The following is a 13,397-nucleotide window of genomic DNA, read 5'->3' as shown; positions in this document are numbered from 1 at the left end:
CTCGGGCCCCGCCTGGGCTAAGGCCACCGCCTGCCTGTCAAGGATTTTGAGCATGCCGCGATTCTCTCGTGCCGTTGCTTTGATTGGAGTGTTGTTGCTGGCGACACCTGCGTTCGCACAGCGCCTGCGCCTTGTGGCGGATGCCTGGCCACCGTTTACCGATTCCACCCTGATCAACGGCGGGCTGGCCACGGACATCGTCAGCACCGCCCTGGCCCGTGCGGGCTATGCGAGTGATTTTGAACAGGTGCCGTGGGCCCGTGCGCTGATGGGCGTGGGCGATGGGCGCTATGACGTGCTGGTCAACGCCTGGTATGACGATGCCCGCACACAGCTGGGGCAGTTCTCCGGCGAATACCTGCTCAACCGCGTGCGCTTCATCAAGCGCCGCGACGATCCCATCGAATTCCAGAACCTCGCGCAACTGCACGACTACCCCATCGCCGTGGTGCGCGGGTATGCCTATTCGGCGGCGTTCGATGGGGACCCTCAGCTACAGAAAGTCCCTGTGCATAACTTCGCCATGGCGGTGCGCATGCTCGCGGCGCAGCGGGTGCGGCTGACGTTGGAGGATGAATATGTGGCGCGCTATTACCTGTCCCGTGAATCGGCGCGGGTGCGCAATGCGGTGGAGTTTTTACCCCAGCCGTTGAGCGAAAACAGCCTGCATATCCTGGTCAGCCTGAAACACCCGGAGCATGAGCAGATCGTCGCTGCCTTTGACCGAGAGATTGTCAAGATGAAGGCTGATGGCAGTTACGCGCGGTTGATGAAGCAGCACGGGATGTAGTGCTCTTCAGAGCCTCTTCGCGAGCAAGCCGCTCCCACATTTAACCGCGGACATCCATTGGGAAGGCGGTCGAATGTGGGAGGGGGCTTGCTCCCGATAGCGGGCTAAGCCGCGCGGGTGTCCTTGATCAAATGTGCTGCCAGCGTGCGCAACGGCCCCAACTGGCGACAAATCAACGCCAGTTGCGTCTGCACCAACCGTTGCCCTTCATCAATCTCATCCGGCATCTGCTCCAGGTCCGCCGCCAGTGCTTCCTCGGCATCGCTCTGAATCGCAATCGGCTGCTTGTTGGCCAGCCCGCTGGCGATGTCATCGATGCTCGCCGCCAAGGTATTACCGGCGCCTTCGATCAAGTGCTCACGCACCTCGGCCGGCAGTTGGGTTTCCCGATGCGCACCCAACCCTGACAAGTAGCTGAGCAATGTGTGCGACAGCACCAGGAAACGGAAGCCTACGTCCGCCTCCTTCCGGAAGTGCCCTGGCTCCATCAACATGTTCGCCAAGGTGGTGGACAGCGCCGCATCGGCGTTGTGCGCGTTGCGCCGGGCCAGGCGGTAGGCCAGGTCGTCGCTCTTGCCGGCGGCGTATTGCTGCATGATCTGGCGCAGGTAGATGCTGTTGCAGGTCAGGGTGTTGGCCAGCACTTTGTTCAGGCGCCGGCCTTGCCAGTCCGGCAGGAACAGGAACACCGCCAGGCCCGCAATCAAGCTGCCGAGCAAGGTATCGAACAGGCGTGGCAGGAACAGCCCATAGCCATCGCCGACCTGGTTGAAGCAGAACAGCACCATCAAGGTGATGGCGGCGGTGGCCAGGGTGTAGCGGGTGGTGCGGTTGATAAAGAACACCAGGCCGGCGGCGATGGCGAACATCGACTGCACCAGGGGGCTCGGGAACAGGTCGAACAGCGCCCAGGCCACGGTGAGGCCGATGGCGGTGCCGATGATCCGCTGGCCGAGCTTGCGCCGCGTAGCACCGTAGTTCGGTTGGCACACGAACAGCGTGGTGAGGATGATCCAGTAGCCTTGGGAGGCGTGGATCGCATGCAACATGCCGTAGCCGACGGTCAGCGCCAGCGACAGGCGCAGCGCATGACGGAACAGCAGCGAGGTCGGCGTCATCTGAGTGCGCAGGCGCGTCCACATTTCCTTGAGGTTGCGCGGGGCGCGGTCCAGCAGGTTGCTGTCGGTGGCGTCCGCCAGGCTGTCGGGGTTGCTGGCGTCGCCCAGCAGGCGATCCAGCGTGGACAGGTTGGCCGCGAGGGCGCGCAACGAGCGCAGCAGGCCGCGCCAGGCCGGGTTGCTCTGGATGCGCAGGTGTTCCAGGGACGCGTTCAGGTCGCCCAGGGCTTCGGCGAAGCTGTCGTCATAGATGAACGGCTGGCGCAATTGAATCGATTCGGCCAGGGCCTGGCAGGCCTTGCCCTGCTGGCGCAACAGGCGCTGGCAACGGAACAGCACGTCGCTGTGGAAGAAGGCCTCGGCCAGCGCGTTGTAGGGGTAGTGGGACGAGCTGGCGCGTTCGTGGATGTCCTGGGCGAGGAAATACAGCTTCAGGTAGCGGCTGACTTTCGAGCCGGGGCGACCATTGCCTACGCGGTGCAGGATGATTTCCTTCGCCGCGTTGAGCGCCGCCACCACCCGGCCGTTCTGCTGCGCCAGTTCCAGGCGCCGCGCTTCCACATCCAGTTGGCGGATCGGTTCGAACAACGACGACTTGAGCTTGAGGTAACGCCCCAATTCGCGAAACAACCGCGCCAGGCTCTGTTGCACCGGCTGGTTGGAAAACAGCGCCTGCCACAGCACCGACAGCACGCCGTACCAGGCGGCACCGGCCACCAGCAGCAGCGGTTCATGCCAGAAATCGGAGACCGCGCCACCGCGCTGGTCCACGCCGATCATGGTGTACACCGACAGAATCAGCGTCGCCGAGGCAATCGCGCCATAGCGTTCGCCCAAGGCGCCCAGCATGGTCAGGCAGAAGGTGGCCAGGGCCAGGGAGATCGCGAAGATCCAGGGATAAGGGAACAGCAACTCCACCGACAGTGCGGCGATGCTGAAACACACCAGCGTGACTGCCAGGGCGTTGAGGCGACCTTGCCAGCTGTCATCGGTCTCGGCCAGGGCGCTGGCGATAATCCCCAAGAACAGTGGGATCAGCAGCGTCATTTCATCTTGGTACCAGCACAGCGCCATGCTGCCGGTGAGGGCGATGAATACCCGAATGCTGTAGCTGAATTTATCCAGCGCCCACAGGCGCCGCATGGACTGCTTGAACGAGGTCGATGACATGAAGGCTGGAGTCTTCCGGGACGATGCCGTTAAATTGAGCTATCAAGGACGCCACGGCAAGCGTGGCGATCACATCAATTCGCAAAATATCTCCCAGACACACCCTAAACCAAATGTGGGAGTGCATCCTTCAGTCAGGCGTATTGCGCGGCTGCATAGCCCGACGCCCACGCCCACTGGAAGTTGAACCCGCCCAGGTGGCCGGTCACATCCAGCACTTCACCGATAAAGTACAACCCCGGGCTTTTCAGCGATTCCATGGTCTTGGACGACACTTCCCGCGTGTCCACGCCACCCAGGGTCACTTCGGCGGTGCGATAGCCCTCGGTGCCCGCCGGCACCAGTTGCCAGTTGCCGAGTTTCTGCGCGATGTCGGCGATTTCAGCGTGGGTGTACTGCTTCATCGGCTTGGACACAAACCAGCTGTCCGCCAGCAGGTTGGCCATTTTCTTGGTGAAGATCTCACCCAGCAGGGTTTTCAGCTCGCTGTTCGGACGCTCGGCCTGTTGCTGTTGCAGCCAGGTGTGAGCGTCATGGTCGGGCAGCAGGTTGATCTCCACGGTGTCGCCGGGTTCCCAGTACGAGGAGATCTGCAAGATCGCCGGCCCGCTCAGGCCACGGTGGGTAAACAGAATGTTCTCGCGAAAGCTCTGGCCGTTGCAGCTCACCAGGCAATCCACCGACGTACCGGACAGCTCGCCGCACAGGTCCTTGAGCTGGTCAGTGATAGTGAACGGTACCAGCCCGGCGCGGGTCGGCAGCAGTTCATGGCCGAATTGCTTGGCCACCTGGTAACCAAAGCCGGTGGCGCCCAGGGTCGGAATCGACAGGCCGCCCGTGGCGATCACCAGGGATTCGCAGCGCAGTTCACCCAAGGTGGTTTGCAACTGATAACCGGCGTCCAGCTTGGCAATCTCCTGGACCGACGTGTCCAGGTGCATGCTCACACCGACCTGAATGCATTCATCGAGCAGCATGCCGAGAATGTCGCTGGATTTGTTATCGCAGAACAGCTGGCCGAGCTTCTTCTCGTGGTACGGCACGCCGTGCTTGGCCACCAGCCCGATGAAATCCCACTGGGTGTAGCGGGCCAGGGCGGATTTACAGAAGTGTTCGTTGTGCGAAAGGAAATTGGCCGGCTCGGTGTACATGTTAGTGAAATTGCAGCGGCCACCGCCGGACATCAGGATCTTTTTGCCGGCCTTGTTCGCATGGTCGATCAACATCACCTTGCGCCCACGCCCGGCGGCGGTCAGTGCACACATCAAGCCTGCGGCGCCGGCGCCAATGATCACAACTTCGGTCGAGCGCACAGCGATGTCCTCATACACGTTCTAATTTGAAATACAGTCAAATGTGGGAGGGGGCTTGCCCCCGATAGCAGTGTGTCAGTCAGTGCATCGGTAACTGATAGATTGCTATCGGGGGCAAGCCCCCTCCCACATTGGATCTCCATTGAATGGGAGATCGTGTTACAGGATCCGCACGCGCAACGACCGGCCTTTGATCTTGCCGTCGTTCAAACGCTGCAACGCCTGCTTGGCGATCCCGCGTTCCACGGCCACGAACGCCTGGAAGTCAAAGATCGCGATCTTGCCGACCTGGGCACCGGGGATACCGGCTTCACCGGTCAGTGCGCCGAGGATATCGCCCGGACGAACCTTGTCTTTACGCCCGGCAGCGATGCACAAGGTGCTCATCTGCGGCAGCAGCGGGCCACCGCTTTGCGGCTTGAGGTTGTCCAGTTGGTCCCAGTTCAGCGGCGACTTCTGCAGTTGCTCGATGGCCTGCGCGCGGTGTGCTTCGGACGGGGCGACCAGGCTGATGGCAATCCCGGTCTCACCGGCGCGACCGGTACGGCCGACGCGGTGGATGTGGATTTCCGAATCGCGGGCCAGTTCGACGTTGATCACCATGTCCAGCGAGTCGATGTCCAAGCCACGGGCGGCGACGTCGGTGGCCACCAGCACGGACGTGCTGCGGTTGGCGAACATCGCCAGTACCTGGTCACGGTCGCGCTGTTCCAGGTCACCATGCAGGCCGACGGCGGAAATACCCTTGGCGGTCAGGTGATCCACGGTTTCCTGCACTTGCTGCTTGGTGAAGCAGAAGGCGACGCAGGAGGCCGGGCGGAAGTGCGCCAGGACCTTGGTCACGGCTTCCATGCGCTCTTCCGGCGAGATTTCGTAGAAACGCTGCTCGATCTGGTCATCGGAGTGGAACGCTTCGGCCTTCACTTGCTGCGGCGCGCGCATGAACTTCGAGGCCAGCTGTTTGATGCTCACCGGGTAGGTGGCCGAGAACAGCAGGGTCTGGCGGCGCGGCGGGGTCTTGCTGATGATGTCTTCGATGGCGTCGTAGAAGCCCATGTCGAGCATGCGGTCGGCTTCGTCGAGGATCAGCGTGTTCAGGCCATCCAGCACCAGCGAACCCTTGCGCAGGTGCTGCTGGATACGGCCCGGCGTGCCGACGATGACGTGGGCACCGTGTTCCAGGGAGGCGATCTGCGGGCCGAGGGACACGCCGCCGCACAGGGTCAGCACCTTGATGTTGTCTTCCGCGCGGGCCAGGCGACGGATTTCCTTGGCAACCTGGTCGGCCAGCTCACGGGTCGGGCACATGACCAGGGCCTGGCAGCCGAAGTAGCGCGGGTTGATCGGGTTCAACAGGCCGATGCCGAACGCAGCGGTCTTGCCGCTGCCGGTCTTGGCCTGCGCAATCAGGTCCAGCCCTTTGAGGATCACCGGCAAGCTTTGCGCCTGGATCTGCGTCATCTCGACATAACCCAGCGAGTCGAGGTTAGCCAGCATGGCGGCGGACAGGGGCAAAGTATTAAAAGCGGTGGCGATGGTAGTCACGGGACTGGCTCTGCAAAACAAAATGTCGCGCAGTGTACCAGTCTCGTGGGAATTTCCCTGCAAGTTCTAGACGAGAAGCCTGTCAGTGCTCAATGTCGTGCTCACGGCTGACCACACGTTTGCCGTCTTTTGGCGACAGTTGCAGGAAGATCGCCGCCGCCAGCATCGCCATGATGCCTACAGTGAGGAAGGTCAACTGGAACGCGCCAAGCACGCTTTCTACCCCGTCATTGCCCGTTTCGGCGGTAAATCCGCCCAGCAGTGCACCGGCGCACGCCACCCCGAGGCTCAGCGACAATTGCGCCACCACCGAGAGCAAACTGTTGCCGCTGCTGGCCTGGGCATCATCGAGGTCGATCAGGGTGACGGTGTTCATCGCGGTAAATTGCAGGGAGTTGATCGCCCCCAGTACCGCCAGCATGCACAACAGCAGCGGGTAGGGCGTGTGCTCGCTGACCAGGCCCATGCTGGCGAGCATGATGCCCAGCGCCAGGGTGTTGCCGGTGAGCACGATGCGGTAGCCGAGGCGTTCGATCAGCGTGCGGGCGATGGATTTGGCAAACATCGCCGCGGCGGCCAGGGGCAACATGCTCATGCCCGCTTCGGACGGCGAGTAACCCAGCGCGACCTGCAACAGCAGCGGCACCAGGAACGGCAGTGCGCCGCTGCCCAGGCGCGCGAACAGGTTACCCAGAATGCCCACGGCGAAGGTGCGCGTCTTGAACAGCACCGGCGAAAACAACGGGTTGTCGATATGCCCGGCGCGCAGCCAATACGCTGCCAGGCACGCCAGCCCACCGAACAGCAGCAACATCACCCGCAGGTGCGGCAGGTGCAGTTCGCCCAGGCCTTCCATGGCGATGGTGATCAGCACCATCGCCGCGCCAAACAACAGAAAGCCGATACCGTCGAAGCGCGTGCGTTCACTGCCCCGCAGGTCGGGGATCAGTTTCCACACGGCATAACAACCGACCATGCCCACCGGCAGGTTGATCAGGAAGATCCAGTGCCAGGTCAGGTATTGCACCATCCAGCCGCCCATCGTCGGGCCGAGCAACGGGCCGAGCAGGCCGGGGATGGTGATGAAGCCCATGATGCGCACCAGCTCGGAGCGGGGGTAGGCACGCAGCACCACCAGTCGTCCCACCGGCAGCATCAGCGCGCCGCCCAACCCTTGGATCACCCGTGCGCCCACCAGCATGGTCAAGCTGCTGGACAAGGCGCACAGCAGCGAGCCAATGCTGAACAGCATGATTGCGCCAAAGAAGATTTTCTTGGTGCCGAAGCGGTCGGCGATCCAGCCCGAGGCCGGGATCAGCAAGGCGACGGTGAGCATGTACGCGATCACCACCCCTTGCATGCGCAGCGGGTTTTCCGCGAGGTCCCGGGCCATGGCCGGCAAAGCGGTGTTGAGGATCGTCCCGTCCAGCGACTGCATGAAGAAGGCAATCGCGACCACCCAGGGGAGCCAGCGGGCGGTCTTGGCATCGAGCGGGACGCGATTCGGCATGGAAAACCTTTTTGTTAGCAGGCTATGTGTTGGCGATTATGCGCCATCCGTCGCTCCTTTTCCCACTGGCGGTTCGTCTAAATCCGACAACGCGGCATGCTCGCCCACCAGGAAATCCAACAGCGCCCGGTGTACCGCCAGCGCGGCCTCGCGGGACTCCAGGTCGAGCAAGTGGCCGGTATGTTCGGCCATGGCAAAGCTGCTGCGACCCACGTATTGCTGGAACACCTTTGCCTCGGCGGCCGGGGTGTATTCGTCCAGTGCACCGTTGAGAAAGTGCACCGGTGTTTCAATCTGCTTGAGTGCCGGCAGGTAGTTGCCATCGCCCAACGCCAGCACCTGATGGATATGAAAACGCGCCTGGCGGTATTCGGTGGTGGCCATGGTCGACAGGTGCCGGTGGTTGTTGCGCTTGAGCCGGGATGACAGGTATTTGCCCACGGTCTCGTTGAGCAAGTGGCCAACGGCGGATTTGTCATCCGCTTCGATCAGCACGCGTACGCGCTCCACATAGTCGAGCATCGCCTGGTTGAGGTTGGGCGCCAGGGCCATCACCACCGAGCTTTCAATGGAGGGAGGGTTATGCGCCAGGGTCAGCAGGGTCGAGATACCGCCCCACGACGCCGACACCAGATGGTTGACCTGGAAGCGCTCCACCAGGGCGCGCAGGATTTGCACTTCGTCGTCCTTCGTGACCAGGTCCAGGTCAATGTTGTGTTCGCGGGAATAGCCGGAGAACGGCAGGTCGAACAGCAACACATTGAAATGCTCGGCCAGGCATTTGCTGGTGCGGGCAAAGGAGCGTGTGGTGGACAGCGCGCCATTGACCATCAGCACGGTCTTTCTTTGCGGATTGTTTCCCAGCTGCTCAACATGAACGTTGTAGTGCTTGAACAGCTTTTCAATGACAAAACTTCCATGGTTCATGTCAACGCTCCAGCTTGCCCTTCCCGGGCAAGGTCGTGCTCTCGTGGGGGGAGTGGCGGGACGCCACCAACCGTTATAACGAGGTTTTTTGCAGGCGACAACAGGCTGCCCGTGCAGACTGGGCAGCCGAGAATTGACCGTAGGAAAGTGTAAAGCGAAGGTGTATGAACCCAGTACGAAACAATGTGGGAGGAGGCTTGCTCCCGATTGCGGTGTATCAGTCAACTTATCTGTGGCTGACACACCGCTATCGGGAGCAAGCCCCCTCCCACAGGGATCTGCTGTGTTTAAAGGGTGAGGGTCAGGCGTTTGACCAGAGCGCCCGGCAGCAGGTTGGAGGCCGTGTTGCGCTGGCTGTAAGTACTGGCCGACAGCAGCAGTTCCCGATCCGCTGTCAGCGCTTCCAACTGCGACCCCAGCAGTTGGTAGACGCTGTCATCAAAGCGCATGGTGCTGACCGGCGCTTTGATCTCGCCGTCTTCCACCCAGAAGGTGGCGAAGCGTGTCATGCCGGTAAGGCGCGCCGCCGGGAGGTCGGAGTAGTTCAGGTACCACAGGTTGCTGATGTACAGCCCGGTGCCCAACTGTTTGAGGATGTCGGCCTGGGCCAGGTTGCCCGCCGCTATTTGCAGGGCGCTGGGCGATTCATCACGGCTGGCGCCGTTGGCGCTGAGGCCGTATTCGGCGGCGCTGCGTGAGTTCACCAATTGGCCGTCGGCTTTGCCGGCGCTGATCAGCGTGACATCGCCCCGTGGGTAGCCTTCGGTGGAAAACGCCTGGCTCAATGAGCCGCTGATCTGCTCTTTCACCGTCACCAACGGGCTCAGGGACTGTTCACCGGCATACAGTTTTTGCAGCGAGCTGCCTTTGCTGGCGATGGCCTGGGCGGAAAACCCACCCCAGGTGATGATGCTGATGATTTCTTCCAGTGCGGCCGGCGCGAGGTAGGCGCGGTATTGCCCAGGTGCCAGTTTGTGCAGCGGGCGGCCAAGGAATTCCAGCTGTTCTCGGGCGAGTTGGAAGCGACGGGCGAATTCGGTACTGTCCCATTGGTCACCGGCGTAGCTGGCTTTAACGGCCTCGCCATTGGCATGGAACAGGCTGAAGTCGAAGTTGAAGCTGTTCGCCTGATGCCAGCCAAAGGCGCCGTCGGAGCTGGCAAAACCACGGCTGATCGGCCCGGCGGCGTAGAAACCGACCAGGTCCACGCCTTGCGCGGCGCGGCTGATGTCTTCCAACACCAGGGCCAGGTCGGGCAGGGGGCGGGCCTGTTCGTTGTGGCTTTGCCAGGCGTTATGGTTCAGCAGCAGGTATGGGTCCTGCGGCAGCAGCGGCAAGGTTTCGCGCAACTGTTGCAGGCCCTCGGCGAGGCGTTGGCGGTCGACTTCCGGTTCGCCGCCCAGGGTGATGCCCAGGTCGGCGTGACGGCCGTCGTTGATCAGTTTCAGCGTGAGGCTGGCCTGTTGCACCTGCCCGGCCTGACGCACGTGTGCGTGGTTGAAGCGCACGAACTCGGACGACTCATCCGCGTAGCCCAGATGGAAGTGTTCACCGTCGGTGATGGCGTGCTTGAGCCAATCCACCAGTGCCTTGAAGTTGTTCATCAGGCATCTCCCCCAAATACATCGACATCACTGAATACACAGGCAGGCGAGGCATGGCCCACGCGGATCACCTGGTTGGGTTCGCCCTTGCCGCAGTTCGGCGTCCCCAGGACCTTGAACGTGCTGGCGTCGCCGACGGCGCTGAGCTTGCGCCAGAACTGCGCGGAAATGGCCCGGTAGTTGGGGTTTTTCACCACGCCTTTGAGTTCGCCGTTTTCGATCAGTTGGCCCCATTCGCAGCCGAACTGGAATTTGTTGCGCGCGTCGTCGATGGACCAGGAGCGGTTGGTCGACATCAAGATACCGTGCTCGATGCCGCCGATCAGTTGCGTCAGGCTCTGGTCGCCGGGTTCGATATTCAGGTTGGCCATGCGGTCGATCGGCGGGCGGTTCCAGCTGCACGCGCGACTGTTGGCGACGCCGCCCATGCCGGCGCGGAACTGCGACAACGCCCCGCCCAGCGGTTTGAGCAGCAGCCCTTCGCGGATCAGGAACTGTTTGCTGGCGCGGGTGCCGTCGTCGTCATGGCTGTAGCTGGCGAGTTGTTCGGGGATGTCCGGGTCGAAGGTCACGTTGAGCAGCGTGGAGCCATATTGCAGGTGGCCGAAGTCGCTGGCCTTGACGAAACTGGTGCCGGCGTAATTGCGCTCATCGCCGAGGATGCGGTCGAGTTCCAGCGGATGGCCGATGGATTCGTGGATCTGCAGGATCATCTGGTCGGGCATCAGCAGCAGGTCACGCGGGCCCTGGGGCGTGTTGGGTGCCAGCAGCAGTTGCAGGGCTTCGTCGGCAATACGCGGCGCGGCGCCGATCAGGCCGAAGCGGCTGATCACGTCGAAGCCACCTTGCTGGCCGAAGTTGCTGCCGCCGAGCGTGCGCGACTGGCTGTCGTTGCCGTCATAGGCCGTGACGTTGACGCCGGGGAATACAAAGCGCTGGGCCTGGCGCAGTTCGGCGCCTGCGTTGTTGAGGTAAATCTGCTCGACGTGGGTCAGGCCAAGGCTGACTTCCCAGTTCACCAGGCGTTCGTCCTGGGGGACGGCGGCCGATTCGCTCCCCAGCAGTTGGTAGCAATCGCTCAGGGACGCAAAGGGCTGGTCGAGGTCGGGTGACAGGTAGTCCGCGACGTCGCTGGAAACGTGGTGGTCTCGCAGGTCGAGCAGGGCGTGGGGCTTGATCAACCGGGCTTGCTGTTCGGCACGCTCAAGGGCGGCTTGCAGGCCGGAAAGGGAAATGTCGTGGGTCGCGGCGTAGGCTTCCACCCCGTTGACACGCACCGTGAGCATGGCGCCCTCGTCGTGGTTCAGGTGTGGCGGTTCGGCGACGTTCTTGCGTACGGCCAGGTAGTGGCCGGATTCGCGTACATAACGCAGCGAGAAAAATTCGGCGCGGGTGCGCAGGGCACTGAAGTGCTTTTTGAGTGTGGCGTGGTGGTCGAACATGGGGCCTTCCTTGTGGGGGGCTCAGCGCGGGCAGGCAAACAGAGTAGGCCTGGGCTGGAAGCTGATCAAGGAAAGCGGATCATTGTAGTGAGCGGGCTTGCCCCGCGCTGGGCTGCGCAGCGGCCCTAACATCTTGGGAGCGCTTCGCACTCCAGCGCGGGGCAAGCCCGCTCACTACAAGGGTGTTTCAGTTACTGTGCGGTCGGGCCTACTTCACGCAGCGGCTTGCCACGCACTGGCGCATCGCCTGCCACGTAGTAGTCGGCGGTGCTGCGCGGCAGAGGCTGGCGGCCGCGGATCTTGTCGGCGATTTTCTCGGCGATCATGATCGTCGGCGCGTTCAGGTTGCCGGTGGTAATGATCGGCATGATCGACGCATCGACCACACGCAGACCCTGCATGCCATGCACGCGGCCTTCACCGTCGACAACCGCCATCTCGTCGGTGCCCATCTTGCACGAGCAGGACGGGTGGAACGCGGTTTCGGCGTGTTCGCGGATGAACTTGTCGAGTTGCTCATCGGTTTGCACGTCAATACCAGGGCTGATTTCGCGACCACGGTACGGGTCCAGTGCCGGCTGCTGCATGATTTCACGGGTCAGGCGGATGCCATCGCGGAATTCCTGCCAGTCTTGCTCAGTGGCCATGTAGTTGAAGAGGATGCTCGGGTAGTCCCGTGGGTTCTTCGACTTCAGTTGCACGCGGCCACGGCTTGGTGAACGCATGGAGCCCATGTGCGCCTGGAAACCGTGCTCTTTCACACCGTTGCTGCCGTTGTAGTTAATCGCCACCGGCAGGAAGTGGTACTGGATGTTCGGCCAATCGAATTCCGGACGCGAGCGGATGAAACCCCCGGCTTCGAACTGGTTGCTGGCGCCGATGCCGGTGCCGTTGAACAGCCACTCGGCACCAATCGCCGGCTGGTTGTACCAGAGCAGCGATGGGTACAGCGACACCGGTTGGGTGCAGGCGTATTGCAGGTACAGCTCAAGGTGGTCCTGCAGGTTCTCGCCGACGCCCGGCAGGTCGTGGACCACGGGGATGTCGAGACTTTCCAGCAATTTGGCCGGGCCGACGCCGGAGCGTTGCAGCAGTTGCGGCGAGGCGATCGCGCCGCTGCACACCAGCACTTCTTTGCGGGCGCGGGCTTCAACGCGCTCTTCGGCGGCGCCGATCAGGTAACGCACGCCAACGGCACGCTTGCCTTCGAACAACACTTTGTCCGTGAGGGCGTGGGTGACGATGGTCAGGGTCGAGCGCTTCTTCGCCGTGTCGAGGTAACCGCGTGCAGTGCTGGCGCGACGGCCATTTTTGGTCACGGTACGGTCCATCGGGCCGAAGCCTTCTTGCTGGTAGCCGTTCAGGTCGTCGGTGCGCGGGTAACCGGCCTGCACGCCGGCTTCGACCATGGCGTGGAACAGCGGGTTGTTGCCGGCTTTTGGCGTGGTCACGCTGACCGGGCCTTCGCCACCGTGGTAGTCGTTCGGGCCGATGTCGCGGGTTTCAGCTTTTCTGAAATAGGGCAGGCAGTCCAGGTACGTCCAGTTTTCAAGCCCTGGCAGTTTTGCCCAGTTGTCGTAGTCCATGGCGTTGCCACGGATGTAGCACATGCCGTTGATCAGGGAAGAGCCACCCAGGCCCTTGCCGCGACCGCATTCCATCCGGCGGCCGTCCATGTGGGGCTCTGGATCGGTCTCGTAGGCCCAGTTGTAGCGGCGGCCCTGCAGCGGGAAGGCCAGGGCAGCGGGCATCTGGGTACGGAAGTCGAGACGGTAGTCGGGGCCGCCGGCTTCCAGCAGCAGGACGGTGACGCCTTCGTCTTCGGTCAGACGGGTCGCCAGGGTGTTACCGGCGGAGCCGGCACCCACAATGATGTAATCGTATTCTTGGGACATAAATGCACCCTCTTTGAAGTGTGGTCAGGTCGGGCCTCATCGGGAGCAAGCCCCCTCCCACATTTGATCGGGTTTACACAGTC

General features: G+C 62.3%; 9 protein-coding genes. 1 reads left to right on the top strand and 8 read right to left on the bottom strand.

Going from position 1 to position 13,397, the window contains the following annotated elements:
* Positions 1–52 precede the first annotated feature (52 nt).
* Positions 53–790 (top strand): ABC transporter substrate-binding protein, encoded by a 738-nt coding sequence (locus ACI512_RS00870; RefSeq protein WP_093542493.1) that lies wholly within the window; start codon positions 53–55, stop codon positions 788–790.
* 104 nt (positions 791–894) lie between these two features.
* Here ACI512_RS00870 and yccS read toward each other — a convergent pair whose 3' ends face one another.
* The 8 genes from yccS to betA all read right to left on the bottom strand — a co-directional run bounded on the left by yccS (position 895) and on the right by betA (position 13,314).
* A complete protein-coding gene (yccS, locus tag ACI512_RS00865; RefSeq protein ID WP_015886283.1) occupies positions 895–3,078 on the bottom strand; it encodes a YccS family putative transporter in 2,184 nt (727 codons plus the stop codon).
* Positions 3,079–3,212: 134 nt separating this feature from the next.
* On the bottom strand, positions 3,213–4,391 hold the full coding sequence (locus ACI512_RS00860) for an NAD(P)/FAD-dependent oxidoreductase (RefSeq protein ID WP_015886282.1): 1,179 nt from the start codon (positions 4,389–4,391) through the stop codon (positions 3,213–3,215).
* A gap of 159 nt (positions 4,392–4,550) precedes the next feature.
* The gene (dbpA, locus tag ACI512_RS00855; protein WP_231809651.1) at positions 4,551–5,888 is read right to left on the bottom strand and encodes an ATP-dependent RNA helicase DbpA; all 1,338 of its coding nucleotides are present in this window, start codon (positions 5,886–5,888) and stop codon (positions 4,551–4,553) included.
* Between the two features lie 130 nt (positions 5,889–6,018).
* Positions 6,019–7,446: a multidrug transporter subunit MdtD gene (mdtD, locus tag ACI512_RS00850; RefSeq protein ID WP_015886280.1), complete on the bottom strand. Its 1,428-nt coding sequence runs from the start codon at positions 7,444–7,446 to the stop codon at positions 6,019–6,021.
* A gap of 36 nt (positions 7,447–7,482) precedes the next feature.
* Positions 7,483–8,373, bottom strand: a complete 891-nt coding sequence (locus tag ACI512_RS00845) for an alpha/beta fold hydrolase (protein WP_236381533.1) — start codon at positions 8,371–8,373, stop codon at positions 7,483–7,485.
* A gap of 287 nt (positions 8,374–8,660) precedes the next feature.
* Entirely contained in the window at positions 8,661–9,977 is a 1,317-nt protein-coding gene (locus ACI512_RS00840; RefSeq protein ID WP_236381541.1) for a TldD/PmbA family protein, read from the bottom strand.
* The gene (locus ACI512_RS00835) at positions 9,977–11,419 is read right to left on the bottom strand and encodes a TldD/PmbA family protein (RefSeq protein WP_236381548.1); all 1,443 of its coding nucleotides are present in this window, start codon (positions 11,417–11,419) and stop codon (positions 9,977–9,979) included. The genes ACI512_RS00840 and ACI512_RS00835 overlap by 1 nt, the downstream gene beginning before the upstream one ends.
* A 191-nt stretch (positions 11,420–11,610) precedes the next feature.
* Positions 11,611–13,314 carry a choline dehydrogenase gene (gene betA, locus ACI512_RS00830; protein WP_015886276.1) on the bottom strand — a complete coding sequence of 568 codons (1,704 nt, stop codon included), beginning with the start codon at positions 13,312–13,314 and terminating at the stop codon, positions 11,611–11,613.
* Positions 13,315–13,397 lie beyond the last annotated feature (83 nt).

The sequence above is a fragment of the Pseudomonas petroselini genome (assembly GCF_045037875.1).
Classification (GTDB): Bacteria; Pseudomonadota; Gammaproteobacteria; order Pseudomonadales; family Pseudomonadaceae; genus Aquipseudomonas; species Aquipseudomonas petroselini.
The sequence above is the reverse complement of the archived record's forward strand: the minus strand, read 5'-3'. Positions and strand labels throughout refer to the sequence as shown.

Coding starts and splice junctions, on each gene's coding strand:
- ACI512_RS00870 (WP_093542493.1), top strand. CDS start 53: ATGCCGCGATTCTCTCGTGCCGTTGCTTTGATTGGAGTGTTGTTGCTG.
- yccS (WP_015886283.1), bottom strand. CDS start 3,078: ATGTCATCGACCTCGTTCAAGCAGTCCATGCGGCGCCTGTGGGCGCTG.
- dbpA (WP_231809651.1), bottom strand. CDS start 5,888: ATGCTGGCTAACCTCGACTCGCTGGGTTATGTCGAGATGACGCAGATC.
- mdtD (WP_015886280.1), bottom strand. CDS start 7,446: ATGCCGAATCGCGTCCCGCTCGATGCCAAGACCGCCCGCTGGCTCCCC.
- ACI512_RS00845 (WP_236381533.1), bottom strand. CDS start 8,373: ATGAACCATGGAAGTTTTGTCATTGAAAAGCTGTTCAAGCACTACAAC.
- ACI512_RS00840 (WP_236381541.1), bottom strand. CDS start 9,977: ATGAACAACTTCAAGGCACTGGTGGATTGGCTCAAGCACGCCATCACC.
- ACI512_RS00835 (WP_236381548.1), bottom strand. CDS start 11,419: ATGTTCGACCACCACGCCACACTCAAAAAGCACTTCAGTGCCCTGCGC.
- betA (WP_015886276.1), bottom strand. CDS start 13,314: ATGTCCCAAGAATACGATTACATCATTGTGGGTGCCGGCTCCGCCGGT.